The organism is Oceanobacillus salinisoli (genome assembly GCF_009733865.1).
Classification (GTDB): domain Bacteria; phylum Bacillota; class Bacilli; order Bacillales; family Amphibacillaceae; genus Oceanobacillus; species Oceanobacillus salinisoli.
The window spans coordinates 26,443-47,944 of sequence record NZ_WOFB01000005.1; the positions used below are offsets into that span (position 1 = coordinate 26,443).

Below are 21,502 nucleotides of genomic sequence, written 5' to 3' on the forward strand. Positions count from 1 at the left end.
CTCAGATTAAAATATAATGAGAAACATAACAAAGATTCTGTTGGTAATGCATAAGGGTCAGTATCAGATCCATTCCTAAACCCGATTCCATCCAGCTCTTAAAGATGAAAAAACCTCTTCCAGATGAGGAAGAGGCAATATGTATGTCCCATACTCATCTTTCAAGCATCCGCTTGCTGGAATTAGCACCTTGTTACATTGTAACGGTTGCTGCGGGATCACTGGACCAGGTTCCTCCCCCGACTCTTGATAAGAAAAATCATATTCAATTAGTAGGAATTGATAACATCATACACGACAGTCCCAAAATCTGTCAACAGAAATTTAGGATTTTTGTAAAATTAGGTGAATAGTCGGGGAATTCAAAGAGACAATCGCTTTAAATTTAATGACTGTACCATGATAAGCCTGTTCGATACTTTTTTCGGATTGTTTAATTTTTTGGGAACCATCCGGGATTCTGCTTCATTTGGTAACCTAGAGCGCTTCTACACAACTTTTCATACGCAGTTCTGCTTCATTCGGGAACCTAGAGCGCTTCTACGTGACTTTTCAGGCGGAATTCTGCTTCATTCGGGAACCTAGAACGCTTCTACGTGACTTTTCATACGCGACTCTGCTTCATTCGGTAACCTAGAACGCTTCTACGTGACTTTCCAGGCGGAATTCTGCTTCATTCGGGAACCTAGAACGCTTCTACGTGACTTTTCATACGCGACTCTGCTTCATTCGGGAACCTAGAACGCTTCTACGTGACTTTTCAGGCGGGATTCTGCTTCATTCGGTAACCTAGAATGCTTCTACGTAACTTTTCAGGCGGGACTCTCTTTCGTTCAGGAACCTAGGATGCTTCTACGTGACTTTCCCAAAATGATTCTGCTTCATTCGGTAACCTAGGTTGATTCTTACTTTAGCGTGGCAAGGGATCATGTCATCCTGTAAAATTAGTTCATGGACGGCCATGTATGGTCTGTAACCTTAGTTCAATCTATAAAAAAAGCCCAAATGGTTAATAATTTGGACTGGTAAAAAGAATATTTTTTTCAGCTTTTTCAAACAGAATACTTGCTTGCCCTAAACTAAAACTTCTCTATTCAACACAAATTTCTCAACGACTTTTGCGACACCATCATTCATATTCGTGTCGGTGACATAGTCCGCCTTTTCTTTAATGTCGTCTGGGGCATTTTCCATGGCCACACCAAGCCCAGCAAATTCAATCATCGTTACATCATTATAGCTATCTCCTATAGCAATAACTTCTTCCCGTTTCATACCGAGACGTTGAATAAGCTGATTTAAGCTTTCCCCCTTCGTAATTCCCTTTTCGGTAAACTCCAGGAAATATGGTTTGGATGTTAAAATACTATATTTTTCGCCCAGTTCAGGTAAAAGCTTAGCTTCCACTGTTTTTATTTTTTCTGGTTCATCCACCATCAAGACTTTCACGACCGGTACCTGGACCGTTTCGATATAATCCTCCACGAGATGGATAGGTAAACCTGTTAAGGTCGATTCCATATCTGTGTATGGATTTGCTTGATCAGTAATGATTTCATCCCCTACATACGTATGAATATGAACACCTTCCCGGCGGCTTATCTCATATAATTGGCGGATATTTTCCAGGGAAAGTGTACTGCTGAACATTTCTTCATTCGTACCGCAGTTGATGATTTTTCCCCCATTGAAAGAGAGAATATAACTTCCATATTCTGCTAGGGAAAGCTGTTCAGCAATAGGTAGCATTCCAAAAGTAGGACGGCCAGATGCTAGTACTACTTTCACCCCCATTTCCTGTGCTTCCATAAGATCCTGTTTCGTTCGTTCAGAAATCGAACCATCATCACGAAGCAATGTATCATCTAAATCTAGTACAACCATTTTATAAGTCATCAAGTAATTCCTTTCCTTACTATGCTATTTTTCTATCCTACAATAAATTGCTGGGAAAATAAATACTAAATTTTGTAATAATTATCGTTTTCCATAGGTTCTACAAAAAAAGTGGCTCTACAGTCAGAGCCACTTTCAACATTTGTGATAGCATGATAATATTCATTAATTACGGATTAAATAATCAAATGCACCTAAAGCTGCGGTTGCACCAGATCCCATCGAAATGATAATCTGCTTATATGGGCTGTTCGTACAGTCACCTGCTGCAAATACACCAGGTATGTTCGTAGCGCCACTGCTGTCTACAACAATATGGCCACGTTCGGTTTCAATAGTACCTTCCAACCATTCCGTATTTGGTACAAGGCCAATCTGAACAAATACACCTTGTAATTCTACGTGGTGTGTTTCACCAGTTTCACGATCCTTGTACGAAATTCCTTCCACACTGTCATTACCAGTAATTTCTGTAGTTTGAGCATTCTTAATAACTGTTACATTTGGAAGGCTGTTCAGGCGATCCTGCAATACAGAATCTGCTTTTAGTTCTGGAAGAAACTCAAGAACCGTGACATGTTTTACGACACCCGCCAAATCGATAGCTGCCTCAATACCGGAATTTCCGCCACCAATAACGGCAACATCTTTTCCTTCAAACAATGGTCCATCACAGTGCGGACAGTACGTTACACCTTTGTTTCTGAATTCTTGTTCTCCAGGTACACCAACATTACGCCAACGGGCACCTGTTGCAATGATTGCCGTTTTACTCTTTAAAACTGCCCCATTTTCAAGTTCCACTTCAACAAGAGCTTTCTTTTCGATGCCTTTCACACGCTGGGAATCCATCACATCAATATCATATTCATTGACATGCTCTTCCAGATGAGCGGCAAGCTTCTCACCTTCCGTGTATTTCACACTAATAAAGTTCTCAATGCCTACCGTGTCAAGCATCTGACCGCCAAATCGTTCTGTAACAATCCCTGTGCGAATTCCTTTACGTGCAGCATAAATAGCTGAAGAAGCACCAGCTGCCCCACCACCGACAACAAGGACATCGAACGGATCCTTATTATTAAATTCGGACGGGTCTTGCGCACTACCCAATTTAGAAAGAATATCTTTCATGGACATCCGTCCGCTTTCAAAGAATTCACCATTTAGATAAACGGTCGGAACAGCCATGATATTTTTGCTGTCCACTTCATCTTTGTATGCTCCGCCTTCAATCATCGTATGGGTAATATTAGGATTAAGCAGGCTCATTAAGTTCAAGGCCTGAACCACATCAGGACAATTGTTGCAAGTCAGACTGACATATGTTTCAAAATGGTATTCGCCTTTAATATTTTTAATTTGATCAATGATGCTTTGCTCTTCTTTTGGCGGTCTTCCACTGACCTGCAATAAAGCTAGGACAAGGGAAGTAAATTCGTGACCTAGAGGAATCCCGGCAAAGGTAATTCCTGTATCTTCCCCAACACGATTCACACTAAAACTTGGTGTACGCTCTAACTCGGCTTTCTCTACCTTAATCTTCGTAGACATTGTTGCTAATTCGTCAACAAGTTCAAGTGTTTCCTTTGATACTTTATCAGACCCTGCACTAACTTTTAGAAGAACATCGCCTTCCAAAAGCTGAAGATACTGGTCTAATTGTGCTTTTATATCTGCGTCTAGCATGAATTATCGCTCTCCCTTAAATTTTGCCTACTAAATCAAGACTTGGTTTCAATGTTTCAGATCCTTCTTCCCATTTAGCTGGGCAAACTTCACCTGGATGTTCGCGAACATATTGTGCTGCTTTGATTTTGTTAACAAGTGTGCTTGCATCACGGCCAATACCATCTGCATTGATTTCTGCTGCTTGGATTACGCCATCTGGATCAATGATAAATGTACCGCGGTCAGCGACACCTTCTTCTTCTCTCAATACATCAAACATATTGATAAGTTTATGTGAAGGATCACCAATCATGGTATACGTAATTTTACCAATAGCATCGGAATGATCATGCCATGCTTTATGAACAAAGTGAGTATCTGCAGAAACAGAGAATACTTCCGTTCCAAGAGATTGTAATTCTTGATACTGCTCTTGTAAATCTTCTAATTCAGTTGGACAAACGAAGGTAAAATCAGCTGGATAGAAACAAACAATGCTCCAGTGTCCTTTAAAGTCTTTGTCTGTCACCTCGATAAAGTCACCATTTTTGTAAGCTTGAAGCGTAAATTCTTCTACTGTTTTTCCAATAATTGACATAATTTAATTCCTCCTATTAGTTAATCTACTAAAATTATAGCTAGTTTGGGACAAATATTCAAAGCTTCTGCATTATAAAATAAATATCGCTTTGTAAAAATTATTTCATAAAAATCATTATTAATAAAGTGAACATTTTGTGACATTTTTATCCACTTTTTCCAATCTACTATATATCAGGGACACTAGTAAGATCGACTGCCCTTTCAGAATTTCCTTGTGTAGTATCTCTATTAAAAAACATTAGTAAATAGTTTAACCACTTATTCTTCTTTTGATACGCTTTCCTTTATTCTATAATGATTTTTCAGAGAGAATCATTGGCGTTCAAATTAGACTATCACAATCTTGCTATCGTAGAGAGGAGCGTTTTCAATTAGCCAACAATTATTGTCCCAAATGAATTCAGTATAGTAGTTGTTATATAATTTTAGTACTAAGTAACATAGATGTAACAAGGATTAGAAAAGCCTAAATCACTGAGTGATTTAGGCTACTAATTTATAGTTAATGGACAAATAGTATTTATAAACACTGGAAGAACCTTTAACTAATAAGGATTAAATAAATGTGGGGCCATCTCCCAGGTTTATTTACATATTCTGAGGCACCCTCTCCTGCCCTTGTTCCTTCTCTCTCATTCTCTCTTGATCTCTTTTTTCCAAATCTTCCGGTGACGTCCTACTGTCTTTAACGAAATAGGAAATAATTAAACCAACGAGTGATAGGGCAGCAACCACTGTAAATGCAACATTGGCACCATAAATATCCGGATTGACAATTTCCCTATTTGCTGCAGATTCCTCTGTTGTTGTCATGACTGTGACGAGAATTGCCGTTCCAACAGAAGCTGCAATTTGTCTCATTGTGTTATCCATCGCTGCTCCGTGGGGGATTAATCGTTTTGGTAATTGATTCAATCCTGCCGTCGCAATTGGCATCATCACCATCGATAACCCAAACATTCTGATGCCAAACATAACAGTCAAGAATGTTAATGATGTGGAGGTATCTAATCTTATAAAGGCAAATGATGAAACGGTAATGATGGTTAAACCAACCATTACTAATTTTCTTGCACCAAATCTATCAAATATTCTTCCCGTAATAGGAGACATAAATCCTGTGATTAATGCACCTGGCAACAAAACCAGCCCTGCTTCAAAGGCGGTAAAGTCACGCATCGTTTGCATGTAAAGGGGAATCAATGTTTCTACTCCAATTAATCCCATGAAGGTAATCATCCCAATGGCAACAGCTAATGGGAAAATCGAATAAGTAAATACCCTGAACTCAAGCATTGGGTGCTTTAATTTTAGCTGTCTAAGGATAAATAACACAAGCGCTATTACCCCAACAGCAAGTGACAATATGGTCAAACTAGCTAACCAGCCGTTATTTCCGGCTGACGTAAATCCATACAGTAAACCACCAAAACCAAACGAAGATAAAATAACCGATAAAACATCTAATTTTGGCTTTGTTATTTCCGTTACATTTTTTAAAGCAAAAAAGGCGATAATGATATCAATAATTGCAATCGGTAGAATAATAAAGAATAACAACCTCCATGAATAATGCTCTGTAACCCAACCAGATAAAGCTGGACCAATTGCCGGTGCAAATGAAATAACTAGTCCAATTAACCCCATTGCCGCACCACGTTTATGGACAGGGAAAATCATTAAAAACACGGTCTGCATCAATGGGAGCATAATCCCTGCACCAGCAGACTGGATGACCCTTCCGACTAACAACATGGAAAAATTAGGCGCAATCCCAGCAACTAGTGTACCAACAGCAAAAATACTCATTGCCGTTATGAACAGCTGTCTAGTTGTAAATCGCTCTAACAAAAATGCACTAACTGGAATCATGATACCATTAACGAGCATAAACACTGTTGTTAGCCACTGACCTGTATTCGCTGTAATTCCCATTTCTTCCATAACCGGTGGAGTTGCTGTAATCATTAACGTTTGATTCAATATGGCAATAAATGCCCCTGCAAGCAGCAGTGCAACAATCGGTTTCCTGTTAACATTTATATTCTGCATATATTTGACCTCTCTTTTTACTCTATCCATTCGCTACTCTATTACCTTATATAGAATACACGATTCTTAATGATTAATCTATATGTATTTGGATACAGAAATGGTGCATACAAGTAAAATATTCCCATTAGTGAAGTTCAAACGGACCAGTCAAAAAGATACACCTGAGATTTGGCGTTTTCGACTTAGTAATGACACACTTTTGACATACTTTGTGGGCAATGCAGAAATCACGACCTCCACTGTAAGCCTGCTTCGTAGGGACTTACATTAACTTTGACATCCCGGACCTTTTTATTTTTTGAAAACAAATGATTTAACAAAAAAAGTATTGACTTTTATTTTGGTAGCCACTAGAATTCATTAGGTGTTTCTACTATATAGTTATCGGAGGTTTTTTAAATAAACTTTTTAAATAAATTGGTCGTATTGTTTGTGTCTTCTATTGTTTTAGGATTTGCTTTTAATATGTTCCTGTTGCCTCATGAAGTATTAACAGGTGGAGTAACTGGACTTGCTATGGTATTCGGACTGCTTTCTCCAATAAACACTGGTATTTGGCTTGTGATTTTAAACATCCCGATTTTGATTATCGGTTGGATGAAACTCGGGAAGGAATTTATAGGGAACAGTATCTTTTCTGTCCTTACTACTTCTATTGCGATGCAGTATATTCCAGTAATTAAAGTAACAGAGGATGTGCTGTTATCTGCTGTATTTGGTGGAGTTATTGCAGGGATAGCAATTGGATTTATTGTCCGATTTTACGGATCAACTGGTGGGTTTGATATTATTGGGCTTTTACTTACTCAAAAGCGGGATATTCCGCTGGGAGGATTAATCTTCGGTTTAAATAGTGTCGTTGTGTTTATATCCGGGTTTGTTTTTGGTTGGGATTTAGCATTATATACGATGGCTTCCATCTATATTACTGGAATTTTAATTGACCGTGTCCATACCCGACATATCAAACTAAATCTAATGGTCGTAACGGATCGAGGAGAAGAGCTAAAAGGTGAGCTTATCAAAAATTTAATTAGAGGGATTACCGTCATGGATGGACAAGGTGGCTATTCCAATACGGAACGGAAAGTATTATATACGGTTATTTCCCGTTATGAACTAGCAATTGTTAAACCTCTTATTACAAAAGTGGACCCGAAAGCGTTTGTCAGCATTAGTGAAACGGTTGAGGTAATAGGAAACTTCAGGAGATAAAGTGAATCTTCAATCAGTGTTATTTCATCCCCCACTACTGATTGGTCAGGATTTTACTGGTTCCCCGCCACCCACTTATCATTCAAAGTACCTTGAACTCTTTTCGTTAAGGAGCATACAGCCATCATCACGTGATAAAACCAGCATGAGCATCGTGTTAATTCACGTTTTTGGTTACCATTGTTAGGAAAACTTTGCAAAAAAATCCACTTTTTTATGAGTAAAATTGATTCATTTACACACCCTAAGTTCTGTAAGTAATTCAAAATTTTGGGAGGTAATTCAATTATGGCACAACAAAATCAACAACAATTACAGCAGGCTGTTCAAGCAGCACAACAAGCTCAGCAAGCTGTACAACAAGCACAGGCTAGTGCTGATCCACAACAACTACAGCAGGCTCAACAGCAATTACAGCAAGCAGAGCAGCAAGTTCAGCAGGCTCAACAGCAAGCTGGTGCTAACGCTCAGCAAAGTCAGCAGCTTCAACAAGCACAGCAGCAATTACAGCAAGCTCAACAACAAGTTACACAAGCACAACAAAATAACTCGCAATAACATAAGCAAACTAAAAGAGGAAGTTCCTTTTATGGAACTTCCTCTTTTGATGTTGGCAAGAAAGAAAGAATTCAGCAACCAGTTATAATTTTAACACGATAAAAATAAGTAAACTGTGGAATTCGATGAAGAAGGAGGCGAATATCTCGTTTGCTAATCCGAAAAGAAAAAGAGGGTAGAGAGAAAGCTTCATCGTGTGAATATACTAATAAACCGGATGGGAAAAGGTATCTGTCATGTTCTAAATGTGGTGTTGGCATTCTCCAAAGCATTCTGTAATTGCTCCAGTACTAAAAAGTAAGATTCACTTTTTACATGACCCATGTTTTTCCTAAAGAATGTTTAATATTTCTTCGGGTGTATACACTGTAAAGTCAGGTTTCATTTTTACTACCGCCTCAACGGAATCATACCCCCAACCAACCCAAATCATTTTAACTCCTGTTTTTTTGGAAGCTATAATATCTCTTTGTTCGTCTCCGACATAAACTACCTCTGAGGCTTTCAAGTTATTTTCTCTAAGATACCTATATATTAGCTTATCTTTTCCAAATATACTGCTTGAACTAATAACTTTTGTTATACTTGTTATCTTGTTGCGCTTTAAAAAAGTAAGAATATTTTCTTTTGAATTGGAAGATATGATGGTAATCTTATAGCCTTTTTTCTCCAGTTGATGTAGCACTTCCTTGATTCCGTGAAATAACTTCATTTCATTTATTGAATCTCGATATAATTTATACATTTCAGGTGCTAGGATCGGTACTTTATATATCGGAAAATTTATTCGTCTAATTTTTCCTCTAATAGGTAGTTTTTTAATCACTTTAATTTCATCAGGTCCTATTTCTCTGAGACGATATCTCTTTGCCAGTAGATTCCAGCTTGATACAAGTACTTTTTCGGAATCAACAAGAGTCCCATCAAAGTCAAAAATTACGTGTTTTATCATATAGAGGCACTACCTTTCTAATGTAGGGAATCCTCAACAAGTGTTATCTATCACTTCCTTCAACCCACACATTCTTTGCTGGTATCCGAAAGCTTATCATAGAGTGTGTTCCACTTTACCATGATTGATTATAAGCAGTACGTTTTATTATATTCTAAGTCATATGCAACCCTCCCCACTCTTGACATTATGGAAGTATATAACGGTGTCTACTAAAAATTCAGCAAACAACCCTACTAGGAAATGGTAAAACATTTGAAAAAAACACTTCCAAAAGACAATTTTTAACGATAGCTTTTAGGGGACGGCAAACTGAAGTGAAGAAGCACCCCATGTTTCAGTATCAGCCTCTAATAGCTAAGATAACTAAGATAGAGACAGATTTATTTATAAAAACCCACTATTTTCAAGGTTAACAACAATCTATCGCAAATTATCGAGTTTGTTTTATCCTAATTCTAATGATATAGTTATACATGCGTAAATTTAATCAATTTTCAATTAGTAGTCGCTAAATTTAGTATCACCATGTGAAATTTTGAACAAGGAGTTGTTTACTATGGAAGCTGTTGATCACACAGAAAATAAGCCTACTGAAAATTTAGGGGATGATTATTCTTTAGACAGGGTTCCTCGTGACAAGAGAAATATGGGGTGGCTCAGTATTACCAATATTACTTTTGGTATTGCTACAGCCATCTTTTACTTTCAAATGGGAAGTGTGATGGCACTTCAATTCGGCGCTATCAATGCCATTATTTCTGCCGTGTATGCCATAATTGTTGCTGGTATTTTAGGAACATTTATTGCCTATCTTTCCGCAAAATCAGGGATGAACGTAAATCTGCTTTCCAGAGGTGGCGGATTTGGCTATATCGGAGCATCTTTGACCTCATTTATATATGCTACTAATTTCATTATGTATTGTGCTCTTGAAGGAATGATATTAGTTGCTGCCGTTCATGAATTTTTCCCTGTTATTCCTGAATGGGTTTTAATCCTTTTCTTCGGAACGATTGTTATACCACTCAACTGGTTTGGGATTAAACAACTAGATAAACTACAAAAATGGTCACTTCCGCTATTTTTCGTCTTTCTAATCGCAGCGATTATTATGGCTGCCATGACGCCTTCTGAATATCAAGGAAGCTTTTGGTCCTATATGCCAGAAGGAGTTCAAGCCGGTGGAACAGCCCTATTGCTTTGTATAGGGATGCAGCACGGAATCATGGGATTAACCCCATTACTAGCTTCTGATTACGCCCGTTTCCTTAAACCTAAAGATACGAAGATTGGTATCTTTGCAATTGGATTTGTTCCACAATTTTTTTGCTTCGGTGTCATGGGCGGTCTTGGTATTTGGTTTGGTGTCCGATTAGGAGAACCGAACCCTGGAGTATATATAGTGTTACTTCTCGGTATTTGGGGAGCTTTATTTACAATGCTAACCCAGGTAAGAATCAACATAACTAATATATATAGTGGCTCTCTTTCCTTATCAACCTTTTTTGAAAATGTGTTTAAATTTACGCCAGGAAGACGTTTCTGGGTAGTCGTTACCGGTGTATCGGCCATGGCTCTAATGCTTGGTGGAATTGTCAATCATCTGGAATTGGCGTTGACCTTCCAAGGGGTCTTTCTTATGACTTGGGCGGCTATTTTAGTCGTCGATGCTGTCATAGTTAAAAAAATATTAAAAATTGGACCGAAGTATTATGAGGCTAGGCAACAAAATTTGCATAAATGGAACCCAATTGGGGTTGCTTCACTCCTTATCGCTAGTGGGTTAGGTACGATTGCTGCATTAGGTTTTATGGGAGAATTCCTGCAAAGTACCGCAGCATTCTTTGCAGCAATATTAGCCGCAATTCTTACAATCATCCTAGCTATTTATACGAAAGGAAAATACTATATCAAAAGAGAAGCAAATGATATAGATAAAGAAGATTATATCGCATAAAGGCTTTCGTTCTCGACTACGTAGGTAAAAGGCACATCTAAATTTATTAGGTGTGCCTTTTTTCTTATGAAGCTCCCAGTTACTTCAAAAGTCACACTCCATGTTTTTCCATCCCTTGTGTTATTCGTAGCGATCTATGTTTTCTCCTTCACGCTTTATTATTTTTTAATATACCATCCTATCAATATTTTTAGTATAATTAAAAAAGTAAATCAAATTATAAAAAAAGGATGTGGATTATGTTCTATAAAACTCGTAAAAAATCCAGAGAATTACTTATACTACACCGTTTAGAAAAACGAATGAATTTGTCCAGAGATAACAAACAGTATTATTTCAACCTTCAAAAGGGCTATGAAGGAGAAACTTTATTTGATTCCATGACAGAAAATCTTCAGAGTGATTGCTACATATTAAACGATTTACTGCTAAAAATAGGTAATACTATTTTCCAAATTGATTCCCTGATTATAGCATCAGAAAAAATTTACTTTTATGAGATCAAAAATTATGAGGGAGATTATTACTACCAATCAGAGAAGCTCTTTAAAAAACCGAATTCTGAAATTAACAATCCACTAAACCAATTGGAAAGAAGCCATTCTCTTCTGCGTCAGCTCCTTCAAAAGCACGGTTTTCATCTCCCAATTGAAGCTTTTGTTCTCTTCATCAATCCCGCTTTCACCCTGTATCAGGCTCCTCTGGATAAATCAATCATTCTCCCAACACAGATTAGCCAACACCTACACAAACTAAATGCAATATCTTCCCCATTAAACCTAAATCATAAAAGACTGGCAGACAAATTAATTTCTTTGCACATTAACGAATCGCCTTTTATGCAGCTGCCAAATTATACCTATGACCAACTACGTAAAGGAATCACTTGTGGAAAATGCCATTCATTTGCCGTCTTCGTTCAAGGAAGGAAATGCATTTGCAGCGAATGCGGTTATCAAGAAAAAGTTGCAACAGCCATTATGCGAGGTGTTCAGGAGTTTAAACTTCTATTTCCTGAGAAAAAAATTACAACAAGCTATATATCTGAATGGTGCCAAGTAATCGAATCCCTAAAAATATACGCTCGGTACTGAATCAACATTTTAACATGTTAGGATTCGGTCGGTGGGCCTACTACGAATAATCTTATAAAAAATCTGCCCTTCATGCATGTAAATGAAGGGCTTTTTGTCCTTTGTATAGATAAATCGCAGAACCTTTCTGCTGGAGGCGATTCGTTGATTCGTTGTTACTTTGATTTTGGTACTCTAGTTTCCTTCAAGATTACTATATTGGTTTCTTCCTGATTCTTTCGGGCATCTAGATTGATTCTACGTGACTTTTTCTGCTCCCTCCTGTTTCGTTCGGGCACCTAGAACGACTCTACATGACCTTTACCGCTTTTTCCTGCTTCATTCGGGCACCTAGAACGTTTCTACGTGACCTCTCCCGCTTCCTTCTGCTTCGTTCGGGCACCTAGAACGATTCTACGTGACCTCTCACGCTTTCTCCTGCTTCGTTCGGGCACCTAGAACGATTCTACGTGACCTCTCACGCTTTCTCCTGCTTCGTTCGGGCACCTAGAACGATTCTACGTGACCTTTCACGCTTTCTCCTGCTTCGTTCGGGAACCTAGAACGATTCTACGTGACCTTTCCTGCTTCCTTCTGCTTCGTTCGGGCACCTAGAACGATTCTACGTGACCTTTCCTACTCCAGCAACCTCTCACATAAACTTTCCAATTCCCTCTAGAAAACACAAAATCTCAGCACTTTACACATCATTCAAAACGAAAAATCCCCGCAAATGCTGAATTAACAACATTTTCGAGGATTTCAACTCCAACTCACCAGAAAAAATACACCACATCAATTACATTTTCCTCGCCATCTGCTGCACCGGATCCCAGACACCATTATATGGTGGAGCATAGGCTAGATCTAAATCCAGTAATTGATGAACGGTCATTTTATTGTATAGAGCAGTGGATAATACGTCGATTCGTTTGTCTACGCCCTTTTTACCGATTATTTGTCCTCCAAGCAATTGCTTCGTCTGTTTATGATATAGGAGTTTGATATTCAATGCTTCCTTGCCTGGATAGTACCCTGCATGGGAACTCCCTTTTCCTGTTTGCACCTCATATGGAATTTTATATCGTTGCGCTTCTTTTTCGTTTAATCCTGTCCGTCCCAAAGTTAGGTCAAAAAATTTCATGATGGCTGTTCCGACAATTCCCTTAAAGGTTAAAGATTTACCAGCCATGTTGGCACCTGCAATCCGTCCCTGTTTGTTTGCGGTCGTACCAAGTGGAATATAGTCATCCACTTGTTTGATCCGATGATATTGTGTGGCACAATTACCTGCAGCATACACATTCTCAACAGATGTCTCCATATAGGCATTCACATGGATGGCACCTTGTCCATTCATATAGATACCTGTATCTTTCAAAAACGCGGTATTTGGCCGTACACCGATTCCTAGTAATACGAAATCTGTCGGATATGATTGCTTTTCCGTAATAACGGTGTCCACCCGTTTCTCACCGGAAAAGCCCACGACCGACTCGCCTAATATCAATTCAATCCCATTTTTCTGTGCTTCTTCATGAATCAATTCGGCCATATCCGGATCAAAGATGTTAGCAACCTGTTCGCCACGTTGAATAAGGGTAACTTTCTTACCTAATCTATGGAAATTTTCCGCTATTTCCAATCCAACATATCCTCCACCAACAACCGTGACATGCTTCATATCATCCGTCATATCCGTCATAATATCTTTCGTATCAGAAATGGTTTTTAATGTATGAATTCCTTCTAAATAAATGCCATTCCAGTCCGGAACTATCGGATCAGATCCTAATGCAATAAGCAAACGATCATAAGAAATTTGAAAATGCTCGTTCCTTTCTGTTTGAATACCACTGACTATCTGTTCTTTTACATTAATGTCGGTTACTTCTGTATTTATTCTAGCATCGATATGATATTTTTCCCGAAACGTCTCCACACTCCGAGCAATAACATCCTTTACTGAAGGAATGACGCCGCCTATTACATAGGGCAAACCACATTGTCCATACGAATAATCTTCCCCACGTTCCAGAACTGTAACCTCAGCAGATTCATCCGTACGAATAATTTCCATTGCTGCACTCATTCCAGCAGCTATACCGCCAATAATTACATAACGCAATTTTCATTCCCTCCTTTTCCTATACAATTCCCATTTGGAAAAGAATTTAACCAGCAGGAAGCACATGGATGTTTCTCCTAGTTTAAAGTGCTACATAAAAGGAAGCAGGAGAAATGTCCCCATGCTTCCTTGAAAAATTATTCGTCATTGTCATGATCCTTGGCTTTATGAAACAATGCCTCTGGAATCATTTCAAATCCTTCAATCACTGTATTTTCTTCCACTTCTATCATTAAGCAAAGCTTTCCGTTTAATTGGACTTGACGTACAAACCGTAAGTCTTGTGGGCTAATGGAAATGTCCGCTACCTTTGTCTTTATTTTGATGGACTTTGACGTATATTTTGGTACGATATTGCTCGCTTTTATTTCATATGATTCATCATCGATTACTGTCTTAAACGCCGTCTCTACCTTTTCCGGATCGATATCCTCTACTCCACTGCTTTTCAACACTTTTTCTACATCTTTGTAGTCTAATTTCGGTATCTCTTCCTCTTCTTCATTCTCTTCCACCACACGATGAATCTCTTCATATACATTCGAAAGGGTCGATGTATTGATTTGGTCACCAGCTACATTTCTCACAATTTCCTCAAAAACAATTTTATCCTCTTGAGCAGTCATGGTTTCTTCCGCATTTAAAACTTCCTCTATAAAATGATAATTCAGCTCATACGCTTTCTGTGCCGAATATAGGACATGATTGACATCCGCAGCATTATCTGTAAAGCAAGGATATAGGAACCCTGATATCGGTTTTTTCAGATTGATAATAGGGTCCACGATAAAATTATACTTAAACTCCTTTTCCACATAGTCAAACAGTAATTCTTTTTTCGGATCTTGCGTCCTATTCATACTACATAAAATAAAGGAATGGGAATAAACTGTATCTCGTTCACTTTCTTCTGCTTCTTCATTGCGGCGTTTCATTGGTTTCATATATTCTCCACGAATAAAGGTAACGACAATATCCATCTCATACTGTTTATCTTTGAGCATTTTCTCCACGAGCTGAAGCATATGTCCCTTCCATTCTTCGGTATCGTTACTTAATAAACCTTGGTGAAGAATGAGCTGACTGTTATTTTCCACATCACGCTGGAACTTTAATTCAAATAATTTTTCGTCGAGCTGGCCTGATAGTACTTTTTTAAAGTTATCCAAAAACAACTCTTTCTGTTCCTGTTCCAGCAATTCAAATGGGACACTTTGCTGATGATAAATTTCACTCGATTCTTTCATGATGTACACATTAAAGATTTCATGAATTTTTAATAAATCATTATTAACTTTGAATTGTTTGCGAATATTGGCTATGTCTTTTTTGTTCAATCTTGTTTCACCCCTACGTTGGTTATCAGCATGTATTCATCACATATACATCTTCTCATTTTATCATAAAGGAAGCACAGGGATGGTTCATTTGCTTCTTTAAGGTGCCTGTCACTTCCCGAATTTTGTCGAAATAAAATACAGCTGCACCCGTGTTTGTTTTGGGTTACAGCTGTTTTCATCTTTGACATCTTAAGTATCAAATAGGTACGTATAGTAAGACTTTACAAAGCCAGGACGGTGCACCTATTCAAATATCCATCAAAATAGGAACAATCATAGGCTCTTTCCTTGTACGTTCTTTTACATATTTTGCAATGGCCCTTTTTATCTGCTTCTTCATGACATTCCACGAATTTCGATTTGCTTCATGTAGCTCATTAATCGTTTCCATCGTTATCCGATTCATTCCTTTTCGAAGTTCAGAGAAATTCTGATCGACGAATCCACGCGAGACAAATTCGGGTTCGGAGAGGACTTTTTCCTCCTGTTTATTCATTGGGATAATAATCATGAGCATTCCATCCTCGGAAATCCGCTTGCGGTCACGTAATACAAATTCCATATCCCCGATATCCATTCCATCGACATAAGTATTTCCACTCGGTATACTTCTCGTACTACGAGCAATCGAGTTTTCAATATCGACTACATCCCCATTTTTTAAGATAAATGTGTTTCCGTCTTCTACGCCTACCGATTCTGCGAGCATTCGGTGGTGATACAGCATTCGATACTCACCATGAATTGGGATAAAATATTTTGGCTTCATTAGGGTAAGCATGAGCCTTAAATCTTCTTGATACCCATGGCCGGAAACATGCATACCGGAACTACTTCCTGGCCCATAAATAACATGAGCTCCAAGTTTATATAAGTTATCGACAATACTGGTTACACTCTTTTCATTCCCGGGAATTGGACCTGCTGCAAGAATCACTGTATCTTCGTCTAAAATCTCAGCATCACGATAGTTTCCCGTGGACAAACGGCTAAGGGCTGCCATCGTCTCCCCTTGACTCCCCGTACATAAAATAGCAAGCCTTTCTGGAGGGAATTCATTGATATCACGGGCTTCAATTAACATCCCTTTAGGAACCGTTAAATACCCACGCTCCATCGCAACCTTTACGACATTCACCATCGACCTGCCAAGTAAAGCCAGTTTTCGATTCGTTTTCTCAGCCGCATGGACAACCTGTTGGATCCGGCTAACATTGGAAGCGAAAGTGGATACAAATACTTTTCGTTTAGCTCTTATAAATATCTGTTCCAAATTTTTCCCTACCATTTGTTCAGATGGAGTATATCCCGGGCGCTCTGCATTGGTACTTTCCGATAATAAGAGCAGTACTCCTTTGTTCCCAATATCAGCCATTTTGTGAATATCAGGTCGCTCATCATTCGCAGGAGTCAAATCAAATTTGAAGTCTCCCGTATGTACAATCGTACCCTCTGGAGTGTTGAATACAATCCCTAAACAATCCGGAATACTATGATTCACTTTAAAAAAGTTAATATTCATTTCACCGATATGTACTTCTGAATCTGAATTAATTTCAATAAGTTCACTTTCCCGTAAAAATCGATGTTCCTTTAATTTGATTTCAATGAGTCCCATTGTAAATCTTGTTGCATACACAGGGACATTTACTTTTTTTAGGAAGAAAGGTACCCCGCCAATATGATCCTCATGGCCATGTGTCACAATTAACGCACGTACCCGGTCCTTATTTTCGATTAAATAGGAAATATCGGGGATGATTAAATCAATTCCTAATAAACTTTCATCAGGAAACTTATTTCCACAGTCGATAAGTACAATATCGTTTCCATATTCGATCGCGTACATATTTTTTCCAATCTCATTTAAGCCACCAAGGGCAAAAACTGATAATGTTTGATTTATGGCTCCCATATGAATCCTCCCGGGTTTTAATTTGGGTTTAGTTTACCCCTGGTGATTCTTAAGATACATGTCTCTCAACATAAACTTATACCGGAAGCAAAATTAGCCCAACTGCAGAGTATATAAAATATCTTTAACAACTTTAAACGTTGTTATTTACTTAGTTACCGTTCCTATTTAGTTTCTCCTCATAGATGGAGCGCATTTTTAAAAACGATTAAGTATATTCTGGATGCTTGTCCATAAAGGTGTGATAATATAGGCAGCAAGACAGTTAACCCAAAGAAGGCAAGAAAAAATGGTTAAAAGAAACACGAAGAACAAGACCACAATAAAGGAATCAGGGTGGACAACGGAAGATTATTTTAGACTTCCTGAAGATTGAAACCAATATGAAGTGATTACTGGAAAATTCGAATTAAAGCCATCCCCAACAACAACACACCAGCGCGTTAGTTACCAGTTGGAACTTGTACTAGCTGATTCATGCGAGAACGACTACATTATTTTAGGAGCACCTGTAGACGTTATTCTTTCTGAAACAGAAACAAGACAACCAGATATCCTTATGATTCACCGCAGTAGGGAACACATTATCGAGGAACATGCGGTTACAGGTCCACCCGATTTAGTTATTGAAATTCTCTCCCCTAACAGCGCAAGACGTGATCGCATCATAAATAAAGAAAGCTATGCTCACTTTAGAATACCAGTATATTGGATTGTGGATTATCACAATAAGACCATCGAACAATATATCCTTCCCTCCAATGGACAAGCCTATGATTTAGTGAATGTTTTTGAATCCGAAGAGACTGTCACATCTGATCATTTACCCTGCGTATCTTTTGTTGTTAAAAATGGAATGGAAATTTAACCGATATCTTCTTAGGGCAGCCGTTCTACAAAATGGAAGCTCAGTTCAATTAATACATTTTTCGACAAAATCCGGGAAGTGACAGGTACCTTTGACCGTTCTTCTTCCAATTATGAGTGCTTTGATACAAGTTTTTACAAAAAATTAATATAAGAAGGTACCACCATCCTATATAATGAAACAAGGAAATATGGTGTTGAAGCGCGTAGATTGTTGTAGGTGTTATGCAGGATGTACTGGAGAATACTATTTAATGTAAAACAAGGAGGATAAGAAAATGACAACCTCTGAACTATTTAAAAAATTTATCGATAAAAACCCTATGCTAGGTGTTCTTATTACAATTGAAATTTGGTTAGGGGCCTATTATTTAGGTACTGTTACTGGAGAGTTTATTGCTAATATTACTGACCCATAAACTGCAAAACCCGCCCCATCAAATCGGGAGGAACGGACTTTATTTAGTGTTTAAAAAAGGGATCGGATGTTTTAAATTTCTGTACTCTATTAAGAATTTCATTAATTTCTTCAATAAGTATTTTATAATAGTAATTTTCAAAGAAATTACATAGAAGTCTTCTCTTCTAAAAATAAGGGCTGTTTTTTGTCTATCATGCTCTATCCATCTGACTACTTTAAGCTGCCTATCATGAAGCCACACTTCCAATATTAAAATATTGAACAGAAAAAGCATAGGGAAAGTCCTGAGTTATCCCTATGCCTTATTTTCTTTTTCTTCAAACCTTCCAACCTCAGTTTGAAATAGACTCCATTATTTTTGTATTACATTTCCCATCTCATCAAAATAAATCGTTTGAACATCATCATAAACACGACGTTCTGTACGAACTAAGTCATAGTTATCATCCAGAATTGGGAAGATATATACGGGTGTTAATGTTAATTCCGCTCCATTTAGTGTATTGACAAAGTCCATTTGCAAATGTCCATAATGTAAACCACCATCAATTAGGTGTTTTACTCCATTTTCATTCGTTTCCCAAAGTTCTGGCTGATCTTTGGTTGCACTCCATTGCGAGTAAGTATTATAATTTTGCGGTACATAATTACCATTTTCATCTTTTATCATTTTTTCACCACGTAAACCATCTGCCGCTACACCAACATCATAAGAATGGAAACCATTGCCATCCCCATCCAAATCTACCCAGCTGCGTTCAAACATTTCATCATGTCCAGAAATAACAGCAGCAACACCATATTTTTCGAATAAAGGCGAATATACGCGCATTGCAACACCAGATTGGTTATCTGCGTTTTCATGATTTGGTGGTGCACCGTGAACACCACTTGAATATGCCGCATGATGGAATTGCACGAGAATGATTTGGCCTTTTTCACGTGCATCCTGTAATTGTTCTTCTACCCACTTATATTGATCCGTACCTGTATTAAAGTTTGGTAAATCAGAATCATCGGTTGTTGCCCCTTCGAAAACCTCTGTATAAGCACGATTATAGTCTTCAGCTGTAAACTCACCTTGTGTATCTGTCGTTATGTAAGGATCACCATCCACACCTTGTTCTGCCCATACCGACTCGTTTAATACAGAATCATCACCACTATAAACTTCTCCAGTAAATGTCTCTGTTTTAGTAGATTCATCAGGAATTCCATTGGTTGAATCCAATGTTAATAATGTAACCGGACCGATATCTGTTCTATAATATGAATCCTTATACTGAGGATTCTCCGGATCTCCAGGAGTATCAAAATATTCATGATATCTATTACGGGAAATTACAGTTGGTGTACGATCTTCAGCACTCCCATACCCACCATTAATAGATGCATAAGTTTCCCAGTTTCCTACTGCAGGTAATAATGCCGTTTGCGATGCTATGTCTGAAAATTCACCTGCAAAGTGTCGCCAAAACTCATCCCAGGCAGGTTGGTATCCTGAACCTTGTGCTAAGTCTCCCGCAATAATTAAAGCATCCGGATTAGCTGCTTCAATATGAGCAAGATTTTCATTTAAAGCCGTTTGCTGATCGAGTGGATAACGTACTAAAAACATATCATTACGAGTTTGATTTCCATATTTTTCATCAAAAGCAGATCCCTCACCTGGACGTTCCTCTGAACCTGGAGCATAAGAATTTACTGTGTGTAATTCCCACTCGCGATGTTCCAGCGCGCCACGTGGTTCTGTTTCCGTATCAGAAAAAGCAATTAATGTGAGCTCGTCCCAATTTTCAGGCTCCGGATAAGTTACAAAAGATGAGGTATGTGTTTTCTTCCCTTGCTTTACTGTATATTGATATTTTGTATTGGGTTTTAACCCGTCAATAGTTACAGAATGTTTGTAGTTAGCGTTTGATTCCAGCCATGAGCCCTGTGGAATAGTTTCTATTACTCCATTACCACTGTCATATGATAGTTCTTGTTCTAGTTCTTGTTCTGTATACTCCATTAATTCCATGTACTGTGGTATCGAAGTTTCTTTTTGCGCCCGCACTCCAGGGCCTGCTACGGTGACTCTACCAGGTTCATTTAACTCAGATATCCAGTTAATAGTTACAGAGGTGCTAGTTGGAGATTGTAAGTATGGTAATACACGGAAGCCTGTTTCTGGTTCACGTAATGTTGATTGTTGACTAACTTGTTCTACGTCTTGTTTAGAAGCTGCACCTGTTGTTACCAATGAACTAGTGATTATGAAAGAAGCAAATGTTGTCATTGCTAGCGTGCATAAAATTAATTTTTTCTTCACTTTTTATCCTCCTTCTAAACTATTCATTACAAATTATACAAGAGGAATGTTTATATAGTTTAAATTTTGTGTAAAAAGGAGAATACCAACTTAATTTTTAATACTGGTGTATTCCAATTTTTACTTAATTTAAATTACAGAGATAATGAGCGGGGTGAATTTATATGCAATATTAAAAAAAAGAATGTTAGTGGAGAGTAATCATTTGTTATGAAACCTTGGACAGAAAGTACCTTTATAATCAAGCTATCAAGGATAAAAAAACAGCAAACCCTATAAATAGATAAAATGGAAGGTTTGCCATTTTTATATTGGAATTCATCATGTAATATTCGTAAGGAAGCGAGGTTTTCTACACTTCACCCTTTCCAGTTTCATTTTTTCTCATGTACTTAACGTAAAGAAATTATATTGCACACTGAATTCTTGAAAAAAGAATGTTCCTGCAAAAGCCGGCAGAACCTAGGGCAATTTATATATCACAATTGATACTGATAAAATATCCTGGTGTGTTCATTTTTGAATCAATTCTTT

General features: G+C 38.0%; 15 protein-coding genes and 1 riboswitch. Of the genes, 6 read left to right on the forward strand and 9 right to left on the reverse strand.

The window, feature by feature from the left end:
* Positions 1 to 151: 151 nt before the first annotated feature.
* A riboswitch (SAM riboswitch) is annotated at positions 152 to 256 on the reverse strand.
* 818 nt (positions 257 to 1,074) lie between these two features.
* From GMJ66_RS05445 to GMJ66_RS05460, 4 genes are all read right to left on the reverse strand, one after another.
* Positions 1,075 to 1,896 (reverse strand): Cof-type HAD-IIB family hydrolase, encoded by an 822-nt coding sequence (locus GMJ66_RS05445; protein ID WP_156289329.1) that lies wholly within the window; start codon positions 1,894 to 1,896, stop codon positions 1,075 to 1,077.
* Between the two features lie 165 nt (positions 1,897 to 2,061).
* The gene (gene ahpF, locus GMJ66_RS05450; protein ID WP_156289330.1) at positions 2,062 to 3,585 is read right to left on the reverse strand and encodes an alkyl hydroperoxide reductase subunit F; all 1,524 of its coding nucleotides are present in this window, start codon (positions 3,583 to 3,585) and stop codon (positions 2,062 to 2,064) included.
* A gap of 16 nt (positions 3,586 to 3,601) precedes the next feature.
* Positions 3,602 to 4,165, reverse strand: coding sequence for an alkyl hydroperoxide reductase subunit C (gene ahpC, locus GMJ66_RS05455; RefSeq protein WP_156289331.1), 564 nt, complete (start codon positions 4,163 to 4,165; stop codon positions 3,602 to 3,604).
* Positions 4,166 to 4,758: 593 nt separating this feature from the next.
* Positions 4,759 to 6,222, reverse strand: a complete 1,464-nt coding sequence (locus GMJ66_RS05460; RefSeq protein WP_197046610.1) for a DHA2 family efflux MFS transporter permease subunit — start codon at positions 6,220 to 6,222, stop codon at positions 4,759 to 4,761.
* Between the two features lie 402 nt (positions 6,223 to 6,624).
* Here GMJ66_RS05460 and GMJ66_RS05465 point away from each other — a divergent pair, with 402 nt between their 5' ends.
* Together GMJ66_RS05465 and GMJ66_RS05470 are read left to right on the forward strand one after the other, a co-directional pair.
* The gene (locus GMJ66_RS05465; RefSeq protein WP_156289332.1) at positions 6,625 to 7,440 is read left to right on the forward strand and encodes a YitT family protein; all 816 of its coding nucleotides are present in this window, start codon (positions 6,625 to 6,627) and stop codon (positions 7,438 to 7,440) included.
* Between the two features lie 270 nt (positions 7,441 to 7,710).
* Complete coding sequence (locus GMJ66_RS05470) at positions 7,711 to 7,998, forward strand: hypothetical protein (protein ID WP_197046611.1); 288 nt, start codon at positions 7,711 to 7,713, stop codon at positions 7,996 to 7,998.
* Between the two features lie 331 nt (positions 7,999 to 8,329).
* Here GMJ66_RS05470 and GMJ66_RS05475 read toward each other — a convergent pair whose 3' ends face one another.
* A complete protein-coding gene (locus GMJ66_RS05475; RefSeq protein WP_231514822.1) occupies positions 8,330 to 8,950 on the reverse strand; it encodes an HAD-IA family hydrolase in 621 nt (206 codons plus the stop codon).
* A 559-nt stretch (positions 8,951 to 9,509) separates the two neighbouring features.
* Between GMJ66_RS05475 and GMJ66_RS05480 the strand changes: the two genes are divergently transcribed.
* Entirely contained in the window at positions 9,510 to 10,910 is a 1,401-nt protein-coding gene (locus tag GMJ66_RS05480) for a purine-cytosine permease family protein (RefSeq protein ID WP_156289333.1), read from the forward strand.
* A 239-nt stretch (positions 10,911 to 11,149) separates the two neighbouring features.
* Complete coding sequence (locus tag GMJ66_RS05485) at positions 11,150 to 12,004, forward strand: nuclease-related domain-containing protein (protein WP_331279662.1); 855 nt, start codon at positions 11,150 to 11,152, stop codon at positions 12,002 to 12,004.
* Positions 12,005 to 12,782: 778 nt separating this feature from the next.
* Here the strand turns inward: GMJ66_RS05485 and GMJ66_RS05490 are convergent.
* From GMJ66_RS05490 to GMJ66_RS05500, 3 genes are all read right to left on the reverse strand, one after another.
* Positions 12,783 to 14,111, reverse strand: coding sequence for a CoA-disulfide reductase (locus GMJ66_RS05490; RefSeq protein ID WP_156289334.1), 1,329 nt, complete (start codon positions 14,109 to 14,111; stop codon positions 12,783 to 12,785).
* A gap of 137 nt (positions 14,112 to 14,248) precedes the next feature.
* The gene (locus GMJ66_RS05495; RefSeq protein WP_156289335.1) at positions 14,249 to 15,448 is read right to left on the reverse strand and encodes a DUF4317 domain-containing protein; all 1,200 of its coding nucleotides are present in this window, start codon (positions 15,446 to 15,448) and stop codon (positions 14,249 to 14,251) included.
* Positions 15,449 to 15,698: 250 nt separating this feature from the next.
* Positions 15,699 to 17,366 carry a ribonuclease J gene (locus GMJ66_RS05500; protein ID WP_156289336.1) on the reverse strand — a complete coding sequence of 556 codons (1,668 nt, stop codon included), beginning with the start codon at positions 17,364 to 17,366 and terminating at the stop codon, positions 15,699 to 15,701.
* A gap of 388 nt (positions 17,367 to 17,754) precedes the next feature.
* On the opposite strand from GMJ66_RS05500, the gene GMJ66_RS05505 reads away from it, so the two are divergent.
* Positions 17,755 to 18,234, forward strand: a complete 480-nt coding sequence (locus GMJ66_RS05505) for a Uma2 family endonuclease (RefSeq protein WP_156289337.1) — start codon at positions 17,755 to 17,757, stop codon at positions 18,232 to 18,234.
* A gap of 277 nt (positions 18,235 to 18,511) precedes the next feature.
* The gene (locus tag GMJ66_RS05510; protein ID WP_156289338.1) at positions 18,512 to 18,652 is read left to right on the forward strand and encodes a hypothetical protein; all 141 of its coding nucleotides are present in this window, start codon (positions 18,512 to 18,514) and stop codon (positions 18,650 to 18,652) included.
* Between the two features lie 354 nt (positions 18,653 to 19,006).
* Here GMJ66_RS05510 and GMJ66_RS05515 read toward each other — a convergent pair whose 3' ends face one another.
* Complete coding sequence (locus GMJ66_RS05515) at positions 19,007 to 20,968, reverse strand: metallophosphoesterase (protein WP_197046612.1); 1,962 nt, start codon at positions 20,966 to 20,968, stop codon at positions 19,007 to 19,009.
* Between the last annotated feature and the right edge of the window lie 534 nt (positions 20,969 to 21,502).